Source organism: Acidovorax sp. HDW3 (genome assembly GCF_011303755.1).
Taxonomy (GTDB): Bacteria; Pseudomonadota; Gammaproteobacteria; order Burkholderiales; family Burkholderiaceae_C; genus Paenacidovorax.
On the sequence record NZ_CP049885.1, the window covers coordinates 2,537,709 to 2,558,555 of the forward strand.

Genomic DNA, 20,847 nt, shown 5'->3' on the forward strand with positions numbered 1-20,847 from the left:
AGGCCGGCGCTTACGACAAGGGTTTGCCCTTATTTTCTTCCGTTGCCAGCCACGCCACCAGCGCCTGCTGGCGTGCCTGGGCAATGGCGCGGCCCACTTCGGGCCCCTGCAGCCCCCGGCGTGCGGCGGCCTGCGCCACGGGGGCGGTGGGCACGGCCAGGGCGGCGGCCAGCGCCGCCTGCAGGCGCACGCGCGGGGCGTAGGGCTGCTCTTGCAGGCCCTTGCGGCCCCGGGCGTCGCATTCGCAGGCCCAGAGCACCTGGGCAAAGCGCTCGGGCTTGCGCAGCGCGTCGCAGCGCTCGAACAGGCGCAGCAGGGCGGCAGCGCCGAGCGCGTCCGAGCGGTGGATGTTGCCGTGCTCGCGCGCCACCACCTCGGCCAGCTCGCGGCCATCGGCAGGCACACGCCAGCGCTGGCACACGGCTTGCAGCAGCTGCGCGCTGCGCTCCTCATGGCCGAGGTGGCGCGGCAGCAGGTGCGCCGGCGTCGTGCCCTTGCCAAAGTCGTGGCACAGGCAGGCAAAGCGCACCGCCAGCGGCGCCTGCAGGCGCGCGGCCATGTCCAGCACCAGCATGGCGTGGATGCCGGTATCGACCTCGGGGTGGTATTCGGCGCGCTGGGGCACGCCCCACAGGCGGTCGAGCTCGGGCAGCAGGCGGCGCAGGGCGCCGCAGGCGCGCAGCAGCTCGAACATGCGCGAGGGGCGCGTCTCCATCAGGCCGCGCGAGATTTCTTGCCAGATGCGCTCGGGCACGAGGTGATCGACCTCGCCCGCACGCACCATGGCGCGCATCAGCTGCAGGGTTTCAGGGGCGACGCGAAAGCGCGGCAGGCGCGCGGCAAAGCGCGCCACGCGCAGGATGCGCACCGGGTCTTCGCGGAAGGCGTCCGTCACGTGGCGCAGCACGCCGGCCTTGAGGTCGCGCACCCCGCCATAGGGGTCAAAAACGGCTCCAGCGCCCGTCCAGCCAGCGTCAGCAGCTATTGAATTGATAGTAAGGTCGCGCCGCGCCAGGTCTTGCTCCAGGGTCACGTCGGGGCTGCTGTGCACGCTAAAGCCCCGGTAGCCGCGCCCGCTTTGGCGTTCGGTGCGCGCCAGGGCGTATTCCTCGTGGGTTTGCGGGTGCAAAAAGACTGGAAAGTCGCGCCCCACCGGGGTGAAGCCCTGCGCCAGCATCTGCGCCGGCGTGGCGCCCACCACCACCCAGTCGCGGTCGTGCACCGGGCGCCCCAACAGGCGGTCGCGCACGGCGCCGCCAACCATGTAAATCTGCATGGCGGGCAGTTTACGTGAGCACCGGGCCGCCCCGGCGCAGCTCCTGGCATTGCTGCTGCGCGGGCGCATAGGCCGCGATCAGGCGCGCGAGCAGGGTGCGCGCCCGATCCGAGTTGTCGCCCGAGAAGTTGCACACGTACACATCCAGGGTGACGCTGGCGCTCTCGGGCCAGGTGTGCAGCGCCAGGTGCGATTCGGCCAGCAACACGGTGCCCGTCACGCCGCTGGGCCGCCCCTGGTAGGGCGGGAAGGTTACCCAGCGCTCGCCCACCGGCGTCAGGCCGCAAGCGAGCACCTCCTGGCGGCACAGCGCGGCGATGCGCGCGGCGTCGAGCAGCAGCGCCGCCTCGCCGGCGCAGCCGTACAAATCTGCCGTCAGGTGCAGTCCTTGCACGGCGGCGCCTCGGGCTAGCGCTCAGTGCCCGGCGGGGGCTGGGCTGGGGGTATGGGCGGGGGCTGCAGCAGCGGCGCCGGGCGCCTTGAGCGCCACGGGCAGCGTCAGCGGCACACTGGTTTCCACGCCCTGGGCGTTGCGCAGCACCAGGGTCAGCGCCACTTCACTGCCCACAGCCAGCGGCGCCTTCAAGTCCATGAGCATGACGTGGTAGCCGCCCGGGCGCAGCTCCACGGCCTGGCCGGCGGGCAGGTCGAGTGCGGCAATGGCGCGCATCTTCATCACGTCTTTTTCCATCTTCATCTCGTGCACCTCGGCCACCGCAGCGGCGGGCGACTGCACGCGCACCAGCTGGGTGTTTTCTTGCGCCGTCAAACGCATGAAGGCGCCCGTGGCCTTTTGCCCGGCCACGCTGGCGCGGGCCCAGGCGCCCTCGACCGCCACCGGCGCGCTCTGCGCCCAGGCCGTAGAAGCCACCAATGCCACGGCCAGCCCCAGGGCCTGGCGCCAACGACGCGATTGCAACTGCATACATCCTCCTGTCATGGGTACAAGCGCCCGATTGTAGGAAGAGCGCCCGCCCCCACCCACCTTGGCGACAGGGAGGTTGATAAAAGTCATTTCAAGCTCCTGTTTTGCATGGCATCATTTAATAAATAGAAATCACTCTCATTTATTTTTATGGATCGCCTGCTGCCCCTGCTTCGCACCCCCCTGGCCTGTGCCTGCGCTGCGGCGCTGTCACCGTTGCCGGTGCTGGCCCAGTCCACCTTGGCGAGCCTGCCCGCCGTCACCATCAGCGCTGAAGAAGGCAGCGGCGCGCCCCTGGCGCCGTCGCTGCAGGCCGAGCGCGCCCGCCTGGAGCGGGTGCCCGGCGGCACCAACCTCGTCACGCCGCAGCAGGAGGCGCGCCTGGCCACGCTGCGCGACGCGCTCGACTACCAGCCGGGCATCGTCATCCAGGATTTTTTTGGCGCCACGGACCAGCCGCGCCTGAACATCCGGGGCTCGGGCATTCAAAGCAACCCGCTCAACCGGGGCGTGCTGCTGCTGCAAGACGGCCTGCCGCTCAACGAGGCCGACGGCTCCTTCATCATCGGCCTGCTCGAACCGCGCAACGCCGCCCTGGTGAGCGTGCGCCGGGGCGCCAACACCCTGACCCCGGGCGCCACCACGCTCGGCGGCGAGCTTGATTTCCAATCGCTCACTGGCGCCGACGAGCGCGCCCGCGTGCGCAGCGAATACGGCAGTTTTGGCCGGCGCGCACTGCAGGCGGCGCTGGGCCAGGCGGGCCAGGGGTGGGACGGACGCATCAGCGCCAGCGCCGACCGCTACGACGGCTGGCGCCACCACAGCGCCTCGCGCCGCGACGCGCTGCAGGCCAACCTGGGCTGGAAAAGCGGCACGCTGGAAAACCGCAGCTACCTCAGTTGGACGGATTTGCAGTTTGATATTCCCACCGTCGTGCCCAAGGAGCGCGTACACAGCAACCCGCAGGGCGTGCTCGGTGACGGCAACACGCTGCAAGACCAGCTGCTCAACGTCTACCGGCGCGACCCGCGCCGCGCCGCACGCCAGCTGCGCCTGGCCAACCGCACCCTCTGGGGCGACGCCGCACTGCGCCAGGAGCTGGGCTGGTACTGGCAGAGCACCGACGATTTTTTCAACGACCAAACCACCCACTTTGGCACCCAAAGCCACACCAGCGGCCTGCAATGGCAGGCCAGCGGCCAGGTGGGCAGCGCGCTGCACTGGCGCGGCGCCCTGGCCTGGTCGCGCAGCCGCATGGAGCGCACGCTCGACGCCAACAATCCCGCCAACGGCAGCGCCCTGCAGCGCTTTGGCAGCTACGACCTGCAGGCGCAGAACCTGCAAGCGCAGCTGGGCCTGGACTGGCAATGGGCGCCCGCCTGGACGGCACACGCCCAGCTCGGCGCCAGCCGCCAGACGCGCGATGCGCGCGAGCAGCGCACCGGCCAGGCGCTCGACCAAAGCTGGCGTTTTGCCACCCCCAAGGTGGGCGTGAGCTGGACGCCCCAGCCCCGCCAGCGCTGGTGGGCCAGCTTAAGCCGCAGCCAGGAGGCGCCCACGTTCTGGGAGATCGTCAGCGCCAGCGTGCTGCCGCCCAACCCGGCCTCGGCCCAGGCAGCGCTGGTGGCACTGCAGCTGCAGAGCGCCAGCACCTTTGAAATCGGCGGCCAGGGCCGTTGGGGCGAGGGCGCGAACGCGCCGCAGTGGCAAATCACCTACTACCGCAGCGAGGTGCAGGACGAGCTCATGAGCACCGCCGACGCCAACGGCATCAAGATCGGCACCTACAACTACGCTGGCGGCACGCGCCACCAGGGCATAGAGGCCGGGTTCTCGGGCCGCAGCGGCGCCTGGGACTGGCGCAGCTCCTGGACGTACAGCGACTTTCGCTTCAAAGACGGGCGCTACGCCGGCAACCGCATCGCCGGCGTGCCGCGCCACCTGCTCAACGCCGAACTGCTGTGGCGCCACGCCAGCGCCAGCGGCACCTGGCGCATGGGCCCCAACGTGCGCTGGCAACCGGGCGCCACCCCCATCGACCACGCCAACACCCCCGGCAGCACGCAAGACGGCTACGCCCTGCTGGGCCTGAAGCTGGAGTGGAAAAATGGCCCCTGGAACGCCTACCTGCTGGCCGACAACGTCACCGACCGGCGCTACGCCAGCAGCTACGCCATCCGCAACCAGGCCAGCGCCGCCATGCCGGGCTACCTGCCCGGCCTCGGGCGCAGCCTGGCAGCGGGCCTGAGCTACCAATTCTGACCACCCCAAGGCAAGCCATGCAGCCAGCCAGCCCCACCTTCGCGCCCCCACTCTCGACCACCACCGCCACCCGCCGCCAGTTGCTGCAAGGCGCTGGCGCCCTGGGCCTGGCCAGCCTGCTGGCGCCAGCGCCCACCCACGTGCACGCCGCACCCCTGCCGCGCCTGACCCTGGCGGGGCCGCCGGCCATCGTCTCGGCGCCGCTGATCCACATGGCCGAAAGCGGCGCCCTGGCCGCCGTGGCGCAGCAGACCATCTTCCAGCCCTGGCGCGACCCCGACCAGCTGCGTGCCATGGCCATTGGCCAGAAGGCCGATGTGCTGGCCATGCCCAGCAACGTGGCCGCCAACCTCTACAACCGGGGCGTGGGCCTGCGCCTGCTCAACATCTCCACCTGGGGCGCGCTGTGGATCGTCTCGCGCGATGCGCAGCGCACCACCCTGGCCGACTACCGGAGCGAAGAAATTGCCGTGCCCTTTCGCGGCGACATGCCCGACCTGCTGCTGCAACTGCTGGCCACCGAACAGGGCCTGAACCCGGCGCGCGACCTGCAGCTGCGCTACGTGCCCACGCCCATGGAGGCCATGCAGCTGCTCATCACGCGCCGCGTGCGCCACGCGCTGCTGACCGAGCCCGGGGTGTCGCTGGCGCTGCGCAAAACCCAGTCCTTCCCCATTGGCCTGGTCGCACCCGAGCTGCACCGCAGCCTTGATCTGCAGCAGGAATGGGGGCGCCTGCTGCACCGCCCGGCGCGCATTCCGCAAGCGGGCATTGCCGCCATCGGCGCGCTGCGCAGCCAGCCCGAGGTGCTCGCCGCCGTGCAGCAGGCCTACGCCCAATCGGCCGCCTGGTGTCTGGCGCACCCCCAGGAATGCGGCACGATGCTGGCACGCCATATCGACCTGCTCACGCCCGAGGCCGTGATGGACGCACTGCCGCGCAGCCAGCTGCAGGCCGTGCCGGCGGCGCAGGCGCGCAGCGAGCTGGAGTTCTTCTTCGCCCGGCTGCAAGCGCGCAGCCCCGGCCTGATCGGCGGCAAGCTGCCCGAGGCCGGCTTTTACGGCGCCTGACGGAGCGCGCTGCCATGCATCTGCTGTGGTATGGGCTGCGCCGCCTGCCCGCCTACCTCTGGAGCGGCTGGGGCGCCATCGCCAGCTTGCTGCTTTTCATTGCCCTGTGGGAGCTGGGCGCGGCCTGGTACGGGCCGCTGATCCTGCCCGACCCGCTGAGCACCTTCACCACCTTGGCGCAGCTGCTGCAGTCGGGCGCAGCCTGGCCGCAGCTGGCCATTACGGCGCGGCGCGCCCTGCTCGGGCTGCTGCTGGCCCTGGGCCTGGGCAGCAGCCTGGGCCTGCTCGCCGGGCTGTCGATGACGGCGGCCATGATGGCCCGCCCCTGGGTCACGCTGCTGCTGGGTATGCCGCCCATTGCCTGGCTGGTGCTGGCCATGCTGTGGTTTGGCCTGGGCGACGGCACGCCCATCTTCACCGTCTTCGTCGCCTGCCTGCCGGTGGTTTTTGCCGGCGCGCTACAGGGCACGCGCACGCTGGACCTGCACCTCAAGGACATGGCGCGCGCCTACCGCCTGCCCTGGCGGATGCGCCTGTGGGACCTGTACCTGCCGCATGTCGCCGCCTACCTGTTTCCGGCGAGCATCACAGCCCTGGGCTCGTCGTGGAAGGTGGCCGTCATGGCCGAGCTGCTGGCCAGCAGCGACGGCGTGGGCGCCGCCCTGGCGGTGAGCCGCTCGCAACTGGACATGAGCGCCTCCCTGGCCTGGATTTGCGCCGTCGTCGCCAGCTTGCTGCTGCTCGAATACGGCCTGCTCGAACCCATCAAGCGCGGCCTGGAGCGCTGGCGCGAGGCTGGCACATGACGGCAGCGCTGCAAGTACAGGCCCTGAGCCACCGCTACGGCCCGACGCTGGTGCTCGACGGCATCGACCTCACGCTGCACGCCGGCCGCACCCTGGCCCTGGTCGGCCCCTCGGGCTGCGGCAAGACCACGCTGCTGCACCTGTGCGCCGGGCTGCTGGACGTGCAGCAGGGGCAGATCCACCCCGGGCTGCAGCCGGCGGCCGTCATGTTCCAGCAGCCGCGCCTGCTGCCCTGGCTGACGGCGCTGGACAACATCGCCCTGGGCCTGAAAGCGCGCGGCCTGGCACGCGCGCCGCGCCAGGCCCAGGCGCGCACCATGGCGCTGGCCCTGGGCCTGCCCGAGGCGGCGCTGGCGCAGTACCCGGCCGAGCTCTCGGGCGGGATGCAAAGCCGCTGCGCCCTGGCGCGGGCGCTGGTGCTCAACCCGGCGCTGCTGCTGCTCGACGAGCCCTTTGCCGCCCTGGACATCGGCCTGCGCTACCAGCTGCACCAGCTGCTGCTCGAACGCCAGGCGCAGGCCGGCCTGGCGGCGCTGCTCATCACCCACGACCTGATGGAAGCCGTGCGCCTGGCCGACGACGTGCTGGTGCTCGCGCCCACCCCCGGGCGCATCGTGGCGCATTACCAGCCCCCCGGCACAGCCCTGGAGCGCGACGACAGCCTGGTGCACCGCTGCGCCGCCGAGCTGCAGCAGCACCCGGCCGTGCGCGCCGCATTTGACCTGCCCGGCCCCGGCGCCATCGCCGCAGCACTGGGGCGCTGGCAACCCATAAATATCAATCAAAACAGCCTCTAGCCCTTATCCATCAAGCGCGAGCAGCTATCATTTTTGCAATGCCACCCAGCCCCTCTTTCCTGCACCACCGCCACCCCCTGTGGAGCTGCGGGATGCGCCCCTTCTTTTTGCTGGCCATGCTCGCGGCGCCGCTGCTGCTGGCCTGGTGGAGCCTGGCGCTGGCGGCCCACTGGCCGCTGCCGCCCATTGCTGGCGGCGCCCTGGTGTGGCACGCGCACGAGCTGATCCTGGGCTTTGCCATGGCCGCCGTGGCCGGCTTTGTGCTCACCGCCCTGCCCGAGTTCACCGCCACCGCTGGCGCCCGCCCCCAGGCGCTGCAGGCGCTGGTGCTGCTGTGGCTGGGCGCGCGCCTGGGGCTTGTGCTCTCGGGTTGGTGGGGGGCGCCCGCCCTGTGGCTGGCGGCCTGCGCCCAGGTGGGCCTGCCGCTGGGGCTGCTGGCGCAGCTGTGGCCGGCGCTGCGCAGCCCCGCCGGGCGCGCGCACCAGGCGTTTGGCTGGCTGCTGCTGGCGCTGGCGGGCAGCAGCGCCGGGTTTTATGCCGACGCGCTGCGTGGCGCCCCCAGCCTGCGCTGGCTGCACGCCAGCCTGGGCCTCTTGATGCTGCTGACGGTGGTGGCGGCGAGCCGGATTTCGATGCAAATCCTCAACCGCGCCATCGAGCAGCTGCGCCCGGGCGCGCCGCCCTACATCGCCCGCCCACCCCGGCGCCACCTGGCGGCGCTGTGCATCGGCTTGGCGACCGTGGCCGAATTTTTCGCCCCCGCCAGCCACCTGGCCGGCTGGCTGGCACTGGCCGCCAGCGCCGCCGTGCTGCACCTGCTCACCGACTGGCATGTGGGCGCACCGCTGTGGCGGCGGCGTTTTACGCTGCTGCTCTACAGCATGTATTTGTGCATGGCCCTGGGCTACGCCGGCCTGGGCCTGGGCGCGCTCGGCCTGCTCGACGGCGCCTTGGCGGCGGGCCGCCACCTGCTGACCATGGGCAGCGTGGGGCTGGGGATTTTCATCGTCATCGGCATTGCCGGGCGCGCCCACGTGGGCCGCAGGCCCGACCCCGGCCCCTGGCTGGGGCTGGGCGGCGCGCTGCTGCTGCTGGCCACGGCGGCGCGTGTGGCGGCGGCCCTGGGCGCAGCGCCCACGCTCTGGCTCGCCGTGGCCAGCCTGGGCTGGTGCGCGGCGTTTGCCCTGCTGCTGTGGCGCATAGCGCCGGGGCTGTGGCAGGCGCGCAGCGACGGGCAGCAGGGCTGCGCCGGCGTGCTGCCGACGGCGCCCTGACGCTGGGCGTTGACACTGTTTTTTGACCCCGCGCCTTGGCGCTACGCCTTGAGGAAGTCGGCGCGCCCGCCCAGCCAGCGCGCAATGTGCTCGCGCGCGAGTTGCGGGTGCTGCGCCAGCATGACGGGCGCCGTCTCGCGCGCCCAGGCCAGGAGCACGGTGTCGGTGGCCAGGTCGGCAAAGCGCAGCAGCGCATCACCCGACTGGCGCGCCCCCAGGAACTCGCCCGGGCCACGGATCTCCAGATCGCGGCGGGCGATTTCAAAGCCGTCGGTCGTCTCGGCCATGGCCTGCAGGCGCTCGCGTGCGCTCTCGCCCAGGCGGCCGCTGTCGCCCACGCTGTAGAGCAGCACGCAGGCCGAGGCCGCCGCGCCGCGCCCGACGCGCCCGCGCAGCTGGTGCAGCTGGCTCAGGCCAAAGCGCTCGGCGTGCTCGATGACCATGAGCGAGGCGTTGGGCACGTCCACGCCCACTTCGATCACCGTCGTCGCCACCAGCAGGCCCAGGGCGCCGTCTTTGAAGGCTTGCATGACGGCTTTTTTCTCTGCCGCCGCCATGCGCGAGTGCAGCAGCCCCACCTGCACGCCCGGCAAGGCAGCAGCGAGCTCGGCGTGGGTGGCGGTGGCGTTGGAGAGGTCGAGCGCCTCGCTCTCCTCGATCAGCGGGCACACCCAGTACACCTGGCGCCCGGCGGCGAGCTGCGGCGCCAGGCGGGCGATGACCTCGTCCTTGCGGCTGTCGGCAATCACCCGCGTGACGATGGGCGTGCGCCCGGGCGGCAGCTCGTCGATGGTGGAGACGTCCAAATCGGCGTAGTACGTCATGGCCAGGGTGCGCGGGATGGGCGTGGCGCTCATCATCAGCAGGTGCGGCTCCATGCCCTGGTGGCTGAGTTTTTGCCGCAGCGCCAGGCGCTGGGCAACGCCAAAGCGGTGCTGCTCGTCGATGACCGCCAGGCCCAGGCGGGCGAACTGCACCTGCTCCTGGATGACGGCGTGCGTGCCCACGACCAGCGCGGCGGCCCCGCTCTCGACCAGCGCCAGCATGGCGGCGCGCTCTTTTTTCTTTTGCGCCCCGGCCAGCCAGGCGACCTGCAAACCCAGCGGCGCCAGCAGCGGCGTGAGCCAATCGACGAGCTTGCCAAAGTGCTGCTCGGCCAGAATTTCCGTCGGCGCCATGAGGGCGCATTGCCAGCCGGCCTCGATGGCGCGCAGCGCCGCCAGCGCGGCCACCACGGTTTTGCCGGCGCCGACATCGCCCTGCAGCAAGCGGTGCATGGGGCGCGCCAGGGCCAGGTCGGCGTTGATCTCGGCCACCACGCGCTGCTGCGCCCCGGTCAGGGCAAAGGGCAGCGCCGCCTGCAGCTGGCCGGGCAGGTCTTGCGCGCCAGGCGTGAGCACCGGCGCGCGCAGGCGTGCGCGCTGCTGGCGCGCCGCGTGCTGCGACAGCTGCTGCGCCAGCAGCTCCTCGGCCTTGAGGCGCTGCCAGGCCGGGTGGCTGTGGTCTTCGAGCGTGGCGAGCGCCACGTCGGGTTGCGGATGGTGCAAAAAATGTAGCGCGTCACGCAGCATCCACGGGCCTTGCAGGCCAGTTTGCCTATCAAAAACAGCCAGGGGCGGGAGCAGCGGCGCCGGAATCGTCTCGGGCAGGGCGACGCGCTGCAGGGCGCTGGCGATGGCGCGGCGCAGATAGGCTTGGGGCAGCTGCGCCACCGTGGGGTACACCGGCGTGAGCGCCTGGGGCAGCTCGCCGCCCGCCTGGCGAAACGCCGGGTGCAGCATCTGCCGGCCCCAGAAGCCGCCCCGAATCTCGCCGCGCAGGCGCAGGCGCGCGCCCACGGCCAGGGTTTTGAGGTGCGAGGGGTAGAAGCTGAAAAACGTCAGCTCGCAGCGCCCGCTGCCATCGTCCACCACCACCTTGAGCAGGCGGCGCGGGCGCTGCTGCACTTCGCTGCTGACGACCTCGGCCTCGATCTGCGCCACCTCGCCCTCGCGGGCGTTTTTGAGCAAGGTGATGCGCGTTTCATCCTCGTAGCGCAGCGGCAGGTGCAGCGCCAGGTCAATGTCGCGCACCAGCCCGAGTTTGCGCAGCGCCTGCTGGGCAGGGCTGAGGGCGGGGGTGGCGGGTTTTGCAGGCGCGGCGGTGGGGGCAGGGGACGAACGGGCGGGCACGACAAAAGGCTACCACGGCCCCATACTGTGCTGAATCGAACCCTGGGCTACCATCACATTTGGTTTTTTGGTTTTTTGGTTTTTTGGTTTTTTTGGTTTTTTCCATGCTCAAGCGCATTCACGTTCAACATTTGACCTTGGGCATGTACCTGCACGAGTTCTGCGGCTCCTGGATGGAGCACCCGTTCTGGCGCACCCGCTTCCTGCTCGAAGATGCCCACGATCTGGAGTTGATCCACGCTTCAGAGATCCACGAGGTCTGGATCGACGTCAGCAAAGGGCTGGACGTTGCCGCCGGCACGCACAGCGTCTCGCGCGCCGAGGCCGACGCCCAGGCCGAGGCCGATTTGCAGCAGGCCGCCGCCCACAGCGCCAGCGCCCATCCCGCCCCCAACATCCGGCGCCAGCCCAGCCCCATGGTGCAGGAGCTGCGCCGCGCCGCGCAGATTTGCGCTGCCAGTAAAAAAGCGGTGGTATCGATGTTCCACGAGGCGCGCATGGGCCGCGCCGTCGATCCAGCACAAGCGCAAGAGCTGATCGAGGACATGAGCGACTCCATCGCCCGCAACCCCGGCGCCCTGGTCAGCCTGGCGCGGCTCAAAACCGCCGACGACTACACCTATATGCACTCGGTGGCCGTGGCCGCGCTCATGATCTCGCTGGCGCGCAACCTGGGCATGAACGAGGAGGCCGTGCACATCGCCGGCACCGCCGGCCTGATGCACGACCTGGGCAAGGCCAAGATGCCGATGGAGGTGCTCAACAAACCGGGCAAGCTCACGGACGAGGAATTTGCCATCATGCGCGCGCACCCGGTGCACAGCCACGCCATGCTCAAAGACTCGGGCCTGCACCCGCAGGCGCTCGACGCCTGCCTGCACCACCACGAAAAAATGGACGGCACCGGCTACCCCGACCGCCTGCAGGGCGAGCAGATCAGCGTGCTGGCGCGCATGACGGCGATTTGCGACGTGTACGACGCCATCACTTCCAACCGCCCCTACAAAAACGGCTGGGACCCGTCGGAATCGCTGCGCCGCATGGCCGAGTGGAGCAAGGACCATTTCGACGCGCGCCTGTTCCAGGCCTTCGTCAAAACCATGGGCATCTACCCCGTGGGCTCGCTCGTGCGCCTGGGCTCGGGCCGCCTGGCCGTGGTCACCGAGCAATCGCCCGACGCCCTGTTGGCGCCGCGCGTACGGGTGTTTTATTCGACCAAATCGCAGCTGCGCATTCCGCCCGAGCTGCTCGACCTCTCGCGCCCGGGTTGCACGGAAAAAATCGTCGCCCGCGAAGACCCGGCGCAGTGGAATTTTCCGGACCTGAACGACCTATGGAGCAGCGCGGGCGCGTAGTCCGCAAAAAGTCCGCAAGAGACAGCGCCGCGCAGGCGACAATCGCGCCCTGTTTTTTTGCCCTCTTGGCACGGGTCTGTCCGACCCTCAAGCACCATGACCGCTTCTGTCCGCACCTTCACCCTGAGCGATTTCGACTTCGAACTGCCCGAGCTGCTCATCGCCCAGCACCCGGCCCCCGAACGCAGCAGCGCACGCCTGCTCGACGGCCGCGCCAGGGCCCCCACCGACCGCATTTTTCGTGAATTCCCCGGCCTGCTGCAGCCGGGCGATCTGCTGGTGTTCAACGACACCCAGGTGCTCAAGGCGCGCCTGTTTGGCGAGAAGGCCAGCGGCGGCCGCCTGGAGCTGCTGATCGAGCGCGTGCTCGGCGGCAACGAAGTCGTGGCGCACATGAAGGTGAGCAAAAAGCCCCAGAGCGGCGCCACCTTGCACATGGCCGGCGGCGCGCACAGCGGCGGCTTTGATGCCACCTTGCTCGGGCGCTGGCCCGAGGCGGACGGCCCGCTGTTTCGCCTCGCGCTGCAAGGCCCGCAAGGCGAGACACCCTGGGAGCTGATGCAGCAGCACGGCCACCTGCCGCTGCCGCCCTACATCGCACGCCAGCAAAACGCCGCCCACGACCCCGACGCCGCCGAGGATGCCGAGCGCTACCAGACCGTGTTCGCCCGCCAGCCCGGCGCCGTCGCCGCGCCCACCGCCGCGCTGCACTTTGACGCCGGCGTGCTCGCCGCGCTGCAAGAGCGGGGCGTGGAGCGCGCCAGCGTCACGCTGCACGTGGGCGCGGGCACGTTCCAACCCGTCAAAACCGAGAACCTGGCCGAGCACCGGATGCACAGCGAATGGTACGAGGTGCCGCCCGCCACCCTGGCCGCGCTCGAACGCTGCCGCCAGCGCGGCGGGCGCATCGTTGCCGTCGGCACGACGACGGTGCGCACGCTCGAATCATGGGCCCAAAGCGGCCAGCCCAGCGGCGACACCAGCATCTTCATCACCCCCGGCTACCAGTTCCAGGTGGTGGACATGCTGCTGACCAACTTCCACCTGCCCAAGAGCACGCTGCTGATGCTGGTCAGCGCCTTCACCGGCTACGAGCACGCCATGGCGCTGTACCGCCATGCGGTGGCGCAGCGCTATCGCTTCTTCAGCTATGGCGATGCCATGCTGCTGGCGCGCCACAGGCCGTAGCACGTCGATTTTCTGCAGCCGTATTTTTTCCACAACTCCGCACAATCGCCAATAGGAACAATTATCATTACCATTCATTAATTTTCCGCGCACCGGGCTGTTGTCGGTGCACTTGCACCATGACTGTGCCTTTTGTCACCCTCTTGGCCTTGTTGCTGGCCAGTGGGGCCGCCTTGTGCGCCACTGAGCGCGCCGCCACCCGCATCACTGGTGCCAGGGGTTGGTTTTTGTTTTTGTTGTTTACCCTGGGAGCGACCCTGCTGCTGCAAAAGCAGGTGGGCGATATTGAGGCCTGGGCCATCGTCACCGTGGTGCTGATGACCACCCTGCCCTGCATGGCAGCCCTGCTGGGCTGGCAACGCCGCCAGGAGGCCCGCCATGGCCGCCACTAAAACGCACAAAACTGTCCGCCAGAGTCCACCACTGGACTTGCTGCACCACGGCTTGGTGGCGGCCTTGTTGGCAATGCCGCTGGCCATCTGGCTCAGTGGTGCGTTGGTTTATCACGCGCCCTGGGCTGCTGATTCGCTCAACGACATTTCCACCTACCAAGTCACCATGTGGGCCGTACCGCCGCTATGGGCCACAGTGGTCAGCCTGGCCTTTTTAGCACCCAGCAAGCGCGTCCTCTGGGCCGCTCTGCTCACGGGCAACGCCCTGGTCTGGGGCCTGCTGCGGGCGGTGCAGGCATGAAAGCCGCAACGCTGCGCAACTACCTGTCGGTTCACACCTGGACGGGCATTCTGGCCGGCACGCTGCTGTTCATTGCCTTTTACGCCGGGGCACTGTCCATGTTCGTTCCCGAAATCACGCACTGGAGCCGTGCCGAGCCTGCCCGCAACAACGCCAGCCAGGATGGCGATGCCCTGGTCGCTGCTTTCTTTGCCGCACACCCCAGCATAGAAAATGCCACACTGGTGCTGCCTTCGGAATCCAACACCGCCCCCCTCATGCGCTGGGGCCCACGGGGCACTACGCCCCAACAGGTGGAGCTTGACGCCCAGGGCCAACTGCGCCCCGTGGCCGCACCAGCTGGTGAGGCGGGGCGTTTTGTCGATTACCTGCACCGCAAGGGTGGGCTGCCGCTAGCACTGGACAGCGCGGAGCCCGTGATCGGCCTCATCGCCCTCTTGTACGCACTGGCACTGATCTCCGGCGTGGTCGTACTACTGCCTTCGCTGGTCAAGGATTTGTTCGTACTGCGCATCGGGCGCAACGCCAAACGCATGTGGCTGGACCTGCACAACCTGCTGGGCGTGGCCAGCCTGCCGTTTCATGTGGTGATGGCGCTGTCCGCCGCCGTGTTTTGCCTGCACGACTGGATTTACGCCGCCCAGGGCACGCTGATCTACCCCCAGGGTCTGCGCTCCGTCACGGCGCGCACCCAGCCACAGCGCCCGCCCGTCACGCTCGATCGCACCGCCTGGCGCAACCCCACCCAACTCGTGCGGGATGCCGCCCACGCCGTACCCGGCTTTAGCGCCAGCGCCATCGAATACCGGGGCCTGGGTACGCCCAAGGCCAGCGCCTTCATGGCTGGAACGGATGACGCACACTTCAAACGTCGCCCCCGCGAAGGCTTTGCCGTGCTCGACCCCGCCACCGGTGCCTTGGTGCAAAACAATGCGGCACCCGGACAGGGCTCGGCCATGGCGCGCGCAGTGGTCAGCTTTTTTGCCCTGCACTTTGGCAGCTACGGCGGTATGCCCGTGCGCCTGCTTTACGCCGTGCTGGGTGTGATGGGGGCGATGCTGTTCTATACCGGCAACGTACTGTGGATCGAGAGCCGCAGCAAGCGCCTGCGCCAGCGGCCTGGTGTGATGGAGCAGCCGCGCCATGTGCGGGCCATCGCCGCCATCAACCTGGGGGCCAGCCTGGGTTGCGTAGCAGGCATCTCGCTGGCCCTGGTGGCTGCGCGCTGGCTGGGGGCCACACCCTTGGCGCCAGACACGGTGCTGCACAGCACCTACTACGCCACCTTCACCGCCTGCCTGGCCTGGGCTTTGGTACGCGGGGCGCAGCAAGCCACCGTGGGCCTACTGGCCTTTGCCGCCCTGGCCACGGCGCTCATTCCGCTGACCAGCGCCATCATCCCCTTGGTGGCCAGCCTGGCCCCCTGGGCCCAGGTACTGGACAAACCCTATACCAACGGACTGGCCTGGGTCGATGGCCTGTCCGTCGCCGGAGCAGCCTTGCTCGCTGCCACGGCCTGGATCACCCACCGCCAGACGGGCCGCCACCGCAGCACGCCCACCAGCCAGACTGACTTTGCCACCCCTGCTCTGAACTGACACACATGAAACCCTTCGCGTATCCCCCGCACGCCCTGGCCTGCGCCGCCGTCCTCGCCTGCCTGACCACTGCGGCCATCGCACAGACGGGCACACCCACCCCTGCTGCCACAGCCACCCTGCCCGAAGTCGCCGTCACCGGCGGACGCGACCCGGAGGCCCTGCCGGCCCCGGCCCCAGGCGGCAAGGCAGCTCAAGGCCTGCGCCTGGGGGTGTTGGGCAACACCGACCTGATGGATGCCCCCGTGAGCGCCAGCGCCTACACCCAGCAGACCATCCAGGAACAACAAGCCCGCACCCTGGGCGACGTACTGCAAAACGACCCATCGGTACGCTACACCACCAACAGCGGCCACATGCTGGAGCATTTCCGCATCCGAGGTCTGGATGTGAACGGCCCGAGTGTGGCCTATGGCGGCCTCTACGGCATGGCACCCAAGGGCCACATCCCCACCGAAATGATCGAACGTGTGGAAGTACTGCGCGGCCCCAGCACCTTGCTCGGCGGCATGGCACCAGACAACAACCTGGGCGGCGCCATCAACCTCACCCCAAAGCGCGCCGGAGCCCAACCGATCACCGAGCTCACCACCTCGTACTCATCCAATACCTACGTCCAGGCCCATGCCGACGTCGGTCGGCGCTTCGGCCCCGAGGGCCGCCTGGGCCTGCGCTTCAACGGCGCTTATGGCGATGGTGACACTGGCGTCGCCAGCCAGGGCAAGGGCCGGCGCCTGGGCGCACTGGCCATCGACTACCAGGGCGACGACTGGAATCTGGCACTCGATGCCTACAGCAGCCAGGAAAAAATCAAGAACGGCAGTCAAGCCATGTACGGCCTGGCCACACGCCGGGGCAACGTGGTGGCACTGGGCCAGCTCATCGCCGTGCCGAATGCCGACGTCAACGCCTTCCGGGGTACCTACGGCACCTACGCAGACGATGGCCTGATGCTGCGCAGCGAGCTGCGCCTGACTCCGGACTGGACGGCCTACCTCGCTGCGGGTGCCGCCAACAGCCGGGGCCAAGGCCTGATGTTTGGCACACGCATGATCGTCACCCAGGCCAACGGCGCAGCCAAGGGCTATGTCTACAACGTGGACACCATTACCCGCGACCGCGTCGCCGAGCTGGGCCTGCGCGGCCAGTTCAGCACGGGCAGCGTGCGCCACCAGCTCAGCATCACGGCCTCGGTGCTCAATCACCAGGAAGGCAGCAGCAGCCGCGCCGCCGAGGGCTGGAACCAAAACGTTTACCAACCCGTGACGCCGCCCTTCCCGACTGCACCCACGCCAGCCCCGATCACAACCGACAACGACCTGCGCTCGCTGGCCGTGATCGACACCCTGGGGCTGGTGGATGGCCGCGTGCTGCTGACGCTCGGCGCACGCCTACAGAAAGTCAAGCAAATCAACGGCTACGACGAATCGCGCATCTCGCCATCGGTCGGCCTGGTAGCCAAGCCCTGGGGCGAGGACACCGCACTGTTTGCGAACTACATGGAGGGGCTCTCACCCGGCCAGATCGTGCCAAAAAATGCTGGCTACACCAATGAAGGTCAGTCCTTCGCCCCTTACCGCACGCAGCAGGTGGAACTGGGCCTCAAGCACCGCCAGGGCGCACTCACGCACACCGCCAGCCTGTTCCAGATCGACCGGCCAACGCTGATCACGGCAGCCGACGGAAAATCAATGTACGAAGGCGGCAAGCAGCGCCTGCGCGGCGTCGAGTGGACGGTCTTTGGAAAAATCATGCCGTCACTCGACGGGCTCGGTGGCCTTTCCTACCTGCAGGCCAAGCAACGCAATACCGGCAAAGACAGCTATGGCGTACCTAGTTGGACGGCTAACCTAGGCCTGGACTGGGCCACCCCAGTGCAGGGCCTGAGCCTGGGCGGACGCTTGATTTACACCAGCAGCCAGTGGGCGGATTCGGCCAACAAACTCCAGCTGCCAAGCTGGCACCGTTTCGACCTGACCGCCAAGTACAAGACGCGCCTGGGAGCAACCCCCGTGACGCTCCATGGCTACGTCGAGAACCTCACCGGACGCAACGACTGGACAGGCCTGTTCGCCGACGGCTACGCCATGCCCTCGGCACCGCGCACCGTGCGCCTGGCGGCCACCTTCGCGTTCTGATGCGCACGGCTCTGGTGCTCGCCGCTCTGGCCAGCCTCAACCTCCACGCCGCCGAGCCACCACTGGTCATAGGCGCAACACTGCAAGGCCAACTGGCCAGCGGCCAAAGTCAACGCTGGCCGCTGGCCGTGCCCCCTGACCAGGTGCTGCAAGGCGATTTCGATGCTCCTGGTGCCGCCCTCGATCTGCTCGACGCCCAAGGCCAGCACCTACGCCGCCTGGTGGCCGAAGGCAGCAGCCCCCAAGGCTTTACCTGGCAAGTACAGCCGGGCCAGCAATTGCAGGTACGCGAAGGAGCACAGGGTGGCCCCTACCGGCTGCGCCTGCGCCGGGCACTACCACTGGCCCCCGAGGAGCACGCCAGCACCGCACCAGGGAGCCCCCGTCTGCGCGCTCTTGTGCGGACCCTGGCCGAAGGCGGCGTCACCGAGGCCTTCTGGGCCGAGCGCGCACGCGAAGGCACACCCTTGGTCGAACCCTTGCCGGACGGGCAAGCCCTGGTCACCTTTTTGTGGCGTGGTAACGCACAGACACGAAGCGTGCGCCTGTTTGGCAGTCCCTCGGGCAACCACGACCCGCTGCAGCAGCTGGGGGCGAGCGATGTGTGGTGGGCCAGCTTTGCCATGCCACTGTCGGCGCGCCTTTCCTACCGCCTCGCCCCCGACGTGCCGCAGGTGCAGGGCTCGGCACAAGATCGCCGCCGCATGATCCTTGCCACGGCGCAGCGCGACCAACTCAACCGACACACTTTCCCAGCCCTCGCCGAAACGGCGCTCGATGCCTTCCAGGGCTTTTCCGTGCTGGAGCTACCCCAGGCGCCACCCCAGCCGTGGGTCGCGCCGCGCCCCAGCGTGGCTGCAGGCCACCTGGAACAGCACCGCATCGACAGTGCCATCCTAGGCAACCAGCGTCCGCTGTGGCTGTACCGCCCGGCGAACAGCGTGCCCCAAGCGCTGCTGGTACTGTTTGACGCCCATGCCTATCGCGTGGACGTGCCCACACCGACGATCATCGACAACCTGATCGCCGACGGGCTGATTCCCCCCACCGCCGTACTGCTGCTCGCCAACCCCAGCCCCGAGGCTCGCACCACCGAGCTACCGCCCAACCCTGCCTTCGCACGCTTTCTGGACGAAGAGTTGATGCCCTGGGTACAGGCCCAAGGTCTGACACAGCCACCCGAGACGACGGTGATTGCCGGCTCCAGCTACGGTGGCCTGGCCGCCGCCTATGCCGCCCTGGTGCTACCGCAGCGTTTTGGCCGGGTGCTCAGCCTCTCGGGTTCTTTTTGGTGGGCGCCGCCCGGCGAAATACCTGGCTGGACGATGCGCGCCTGGGCCAAGGCACCCGCTGCTGGCGCCGTGCGTTTTTATCTCGACGCTGGACGCTACGAGAGCGCGCGTGGCGGGCAAGACGGCATTTTGGAGAGCAACCGTCACCTGAGCGACGTGCTGCGCGCCAAGGGTTACGCCGTGATTCAGCGCGAGCACGCTACCGGCCACGACTACCTGCACTGGCAGGGAGCACTCGCCTGCGGCCTGGTGGCGCTGCTACGCCCCGAGCGGCTGCCTGAGCTGGCCCCCACCTGCGGCACGGAGCCCACCCCCCCATAGGTTCGCCACGCCTAAGCCGCCTGGCGAATCATGTCCACCGCCTTCTCGGCAATCATCACCGTGGGCGCGTTGGTGTTGCCGCTGACGATGCGCGGCATGATGGACGCATCGACCACGCGCAAGCCCTGCAGGCCGTGCACGCGCAGTTGGGCGTCCACCACGTCCATCGGCCCCGGGCCCATGCGGCAGCTGCCCACGGGGTGGTAGATGGTGTCGGCAAACTGGCGGATGTATTGCTCGATCTGCGCCTCGGTCTGCGCGGCGGCCAGACGCTGCAGCTCGCGCCCACCGTACTGCGCCAGCGCCGGCTGCTGCAGGATGCGCCGCGAGATCTGAAAGCCGCGCACCATGCGCGCCAGGTCGTCGGGGTGGCCCAGAAAATTCGGATCGACCAGCGGCAGCGCCAGCGGGTCGCTGCTGGCCAGGCGCACGCTGCCCCGGCTCTTGGGTTGCAGCAGGCAGACGTGGCTGGAGTAGCCGTGGCCAAACACGGTCTTGCGGCCATGATCGACGAGCTTGCCAATGACGAAGTGCAGCTGCAAGTCCGGCTGCGCCTCGTCCGCTGCACTTTTGAGAAAGCCCCCGGCCTCGGCAAAGTTGGTGGTCAAGGGGCCGCTGCGCTCGCGCCGCCACTGCATCACGCCGCGCAGCACATTGAGCCCGCCACGCACGGAGAGGCCAAACAAATCGGTCAGCTGCGGCGCATTCACCACCTGCACCACGTCGGGGTGGTCGTGCAGGTGCTGGCCGACGCCGGGCAGGTGCTGCTGCACGGCAATGCCGTGGCGCTGCAGCTCCTGGGCCGGGCCCACGCCCGAGAGCATGAGCAGCTGCGGCGAGAGCAGCGCGCCGGCCGACAGCAGCACCTCGCGCCGCGCCCGCACCTGCTTGCGCTGCCCGCCCTGGTGGTATTCGACGCCGACGGCGCGCTGGCCCTCGAACAAGATGCGCGTGGCGTGCGCGCCCGTCAGCACCTGCAGATTGGGCCGCCCCAGATGCGGCGTGAGGTAGCCCTTGGCGGCGCTGTGGCGCTCGCCGTTTTTATGCGTCACCTGGTACATGCCCACGCCCTCTTGCGTGGCGCCGTTGAAGTCGCGGTTGTGCACGTAGCCGGCCTGCACCCCGGCATCGACAAACGCCTGGCTGAAGCGGTTGGGCGAGCGCAAGTCCATGACGTTGAACGGCCCGCCCTGGCCGTGCCAGGCATCGGCGCCGCGCTCGTTGTGTTCGGCGCGCACAAAGTACGGCAGCACGTCGCTCCAGCCCCAGCCGGGGTTGCCCTGCGCGGCCCAGTGGTCGTAATCGGCGTGCTGGCCCCGGATATAGACCATGGCGTTGACCGAGCTGGAGCCGCCCAGCACCTTGCCACGCGGCTGGTAGCCGCAGCGCCCGTTCAGGCCCGGCTGCGGCGTGGTCTCAAACCCCCAGCCAAAGAGCTCAAATTTGGCCACCACCGCCAAGCCAGCGGGGCAGTGGATGAGCACGTTTTTATCTGCCGGCCCGGCTTCGAGCAGGCACACCGTGGTGTTCGGATCCTCCGACAAACGTCCGGCAAGCACGGCGCCGGCCGAGCCACCACCGATCACAATGAAATCAAACATGGTTTTTCTGTCTCCTCCGCGATCACCCGACGCGCAAAAAATGCCTGAGTGATTGATTCACGATAACCGAGGCCCGGGGT

General features: G+C 69.0%; 17 protein-coding genes. 12 read left to right on the forward strand and 5 right to left on the reverse strand.

The genetic code is table 11. The features are described from left to right. Positions 1–10: 10 nt before the first annotated feature. From G7045_RS11640 to G7045_RS11650, 3 genes are read right to left on the reverse strand one after another with little or no spacing between them, the layout of a single operon-like run. Positions 11–1,276, reverse strand: coding sequence for a multifunctional CCA addition/repair protein (locus G7045_RS11640; protein ID WP_166159793.1), 1,266 nt, complete (start codon positions 1,274–1,276; stop codon positions 11–13). A 10-nt stretch (positions 1,277–1,286) separates the two neighbouring features. Continuing rightward, positions 1,287–1,670, reverse strand: coding sequence for an S-adenosylmethionine decarboxylase family protein (locus G7045_RS11645; RefSeq protein WP_166159794.1), 384 nt, complete (start codon positions 1,668–1,670; stop codon positions 1,287–1,289). 21 nt (positions 1,671–1,691) lie between these two features. Further along, complete coding sequence (locus G7045_RS11650; protein WP_205737190.1) at positions 1,692–2,201, reverse strand: copper chaperone PCu(A)C; 510 nt, start codon at positions 2,199–2,201, stop codon at positions 1,692–1,694. A 150-nt stretch (positions 2,202–2,351) separates the two neighbouring features. Here G7045_RS11650 and G7045_RS11655 point away from each other — a divergent pair, with 150 nt between their 5' ends. From G7045_RS11655 to G7045_RS11675, 5 genes are read left to right on the forward strand one after another with little or no spacing between them, the layout of a single operon-like run. Next, positions 2,352–4,463 (forward strand): TonB-dependent receptor domain-containing protein, encoded by a 2,112-nt coding sequence (locus G7045_RS11655; protein ID WP_166159795.1) that lies wholly within the window; start codon positions 2,352–2,354, stop codon positions 4,461–4,463. A gap of 17 nt (positions 4,464–4,480) precedes the next feature. Beyond that, positions 4,481–5,533: an ABC transporter substrate-binding protein gene (locus G7045_RS11660; RefSeq protein ID WP_166159796.1), complete on the forward strand. Its 1,053-nt coding sequence runs from the start codon at positions 4,481–4,483 to the stop codon at positions 5,531–5,533. A gap of 14 nt (positions 5,534–5,547) precedes the next feature. Beyond that, positions 5,548–6,339, forward strand: coding sequence for an ABC transporter permease (locus tag G7045_RS11665; protein ID WP_166159797.1), 792 nt, complete (start codon positions 5,548–5,550; stop codon positions 6,337–6,339). After that, positions 6,336–7,136 (forward strand): ABC transporter ATP-binding protein, encoded by an 801-nt coding sequence (locus G7045_RS11670; protein WP_166159798.1) that lies wholly within the window; start codon positions 6,336–6,338, stop codon positions 7,134–7,136. The genes G7045_RS11665 and G7045_RS11670 overlap by 4 nt, the downstream gene beginning before the upstream one ends. Before the next feature lie 38 nt (positions 7,137–7,174). Then, on the forward strand, positions 7,175–8,410 hold the full coding sequence (locus G7045_RS11675) for an NnrS family protein (RefSeq protein WP_166159799.1): 1,236 nt from the start codon (positions 7,175–7,177) through the stop codon (positions 8,408–8,410). 41 nt (positions 8,411–8,451) lie between these two features. Here the strand turns inward: G7045_RS11675 and recG are convergent, their stop codons facing one another. Continuing rightward, positions 8,452–10,581, reverse strand: coding sequence for an ATP-dependent DNA helicase RecG (gene recG / locus G7045_RS11680; protein ID WP_166159800.1), 2,130 nt, complete (start codon positions 10,579–10,581; stop codon positions 8,452–8,454). 104 nt (positions 10,582–10,685) lie between these two features. Between recG and G7045_RS11685 the strand changes: the two genes are divergently transcribed. The 7 genes from G7045_RS11685 to G7045_RS11715 all read left to right on the forward strand — a co-directional run bounded on the left by G7045_RS11685 (position 10,686) and on the right by G7045_RS11715 (position 19,166). Continuing rightward, a complete protein-coding gene (locus tag G7045_RS11685) occupies positions 10,686–11,936 on the forward strand; it encodes an HD-GYP domain-containing protein (RefSeq protein ID WP_166159801.1) in 1,251 nt (416 codons plus the stop codon). Between the two features lie 96 nt (positions 11,937–12,032). Continuing rightward, positions 12,033–13,124 carry a tRNA preQ1(34) S-adenosylmethionine ribosyltransferase-isomerase QueA gene (queA, locus tag G7045_RS11690; RefSeq protein ID WP_166159802.1) on the forward strand — a complete coding sequence of 364 codons (1,092 nt, stop codon included), beginning with the start codon at positions 12,033–12,035 and terminating at the stop codon, positions 13,122–13,124. A gap of 119 nt (positions 13,125–13,243) precedes the next feature. After that, entirely contained in the window at positions 13,244–13,516 is a 273-nt protein-coding gene (locus G7045_RS11695; RefSeq protein WP_166159803.1) for a hypothetical protein, read from the forward strand. Next, positions 13,503–13,817, forward strand: coding sequence for a hypothetical protein (locus tag G7045_RS11700; RefSeq protein WP_166159804.1), 315 nt, complete (start codon positions 13,503–13,505; stop codon positions 13,815–13,817). Before G7045_RS11695 ends, G7045_RS11700 begins: the two co-directional genes overlap by 14 nt. Further along, positions 13,814–15,415 (forward strand): PepSY domain-containing protein, encoded by a 1,602-nt coding sequence (locus tag G7045_RS11705; RefSeq protein WP_166159805.1) that lies wholly within the window; start codon positions 13,814–13,816, stop codon positions 15,413–15,415. The genes G7045_RS11700 and G7045_RS11705 overlap by 4 nt, the downstream gene beginning before the upstream one ends. Before the next feature lie 5 nt (positions 15,416–15,420). Continuing rightward, the gene (locus G7045_RS11710; protein ID WP_166159806.1) at positions 15,421–17,553 is read left to right on the forward strand and encodes a TonB-dependent siderophore receptor; all 2,133 of its coding nucleotides are present in this window, start codon (positions 15,421–15,423) and stop codon (positions 17,551–17,553) included. Next, positions 17,553–19,166, forward strand: coding sequence for an enterochelin esterase domain-containing protein (locus G7045_RS11715; protein WP_166159807.1), 1,614 nt, complete (start codon positions 17,553–17,555; stop codon positions 19,164–19,166). Before G7045_RS11710 ends, G7045_RS11715 begins: the two co-directional genes overlap by 1 nt. A gap of 11 nt (positions 19,167–19,177) precedes the next feature. On the opposite strand, the gene G7045_RS11720 is transcribed toward G7045_RS11715, so the two are convergent. Further along, the gene (locus tag G7045_RS11720) at positions 19,178–20,767 is read right to left on the reverse strand and encodes a GMC family oxidoreductase (protein ID WP_166159808.1); all 1,590 of its coding nucleotides are present in this window, start codon (positions 20,765–20,767) and stop codon (positions 19,178–19,180) included. Positions 20,768–20,847: the final 80 nt, after the last annotated feature.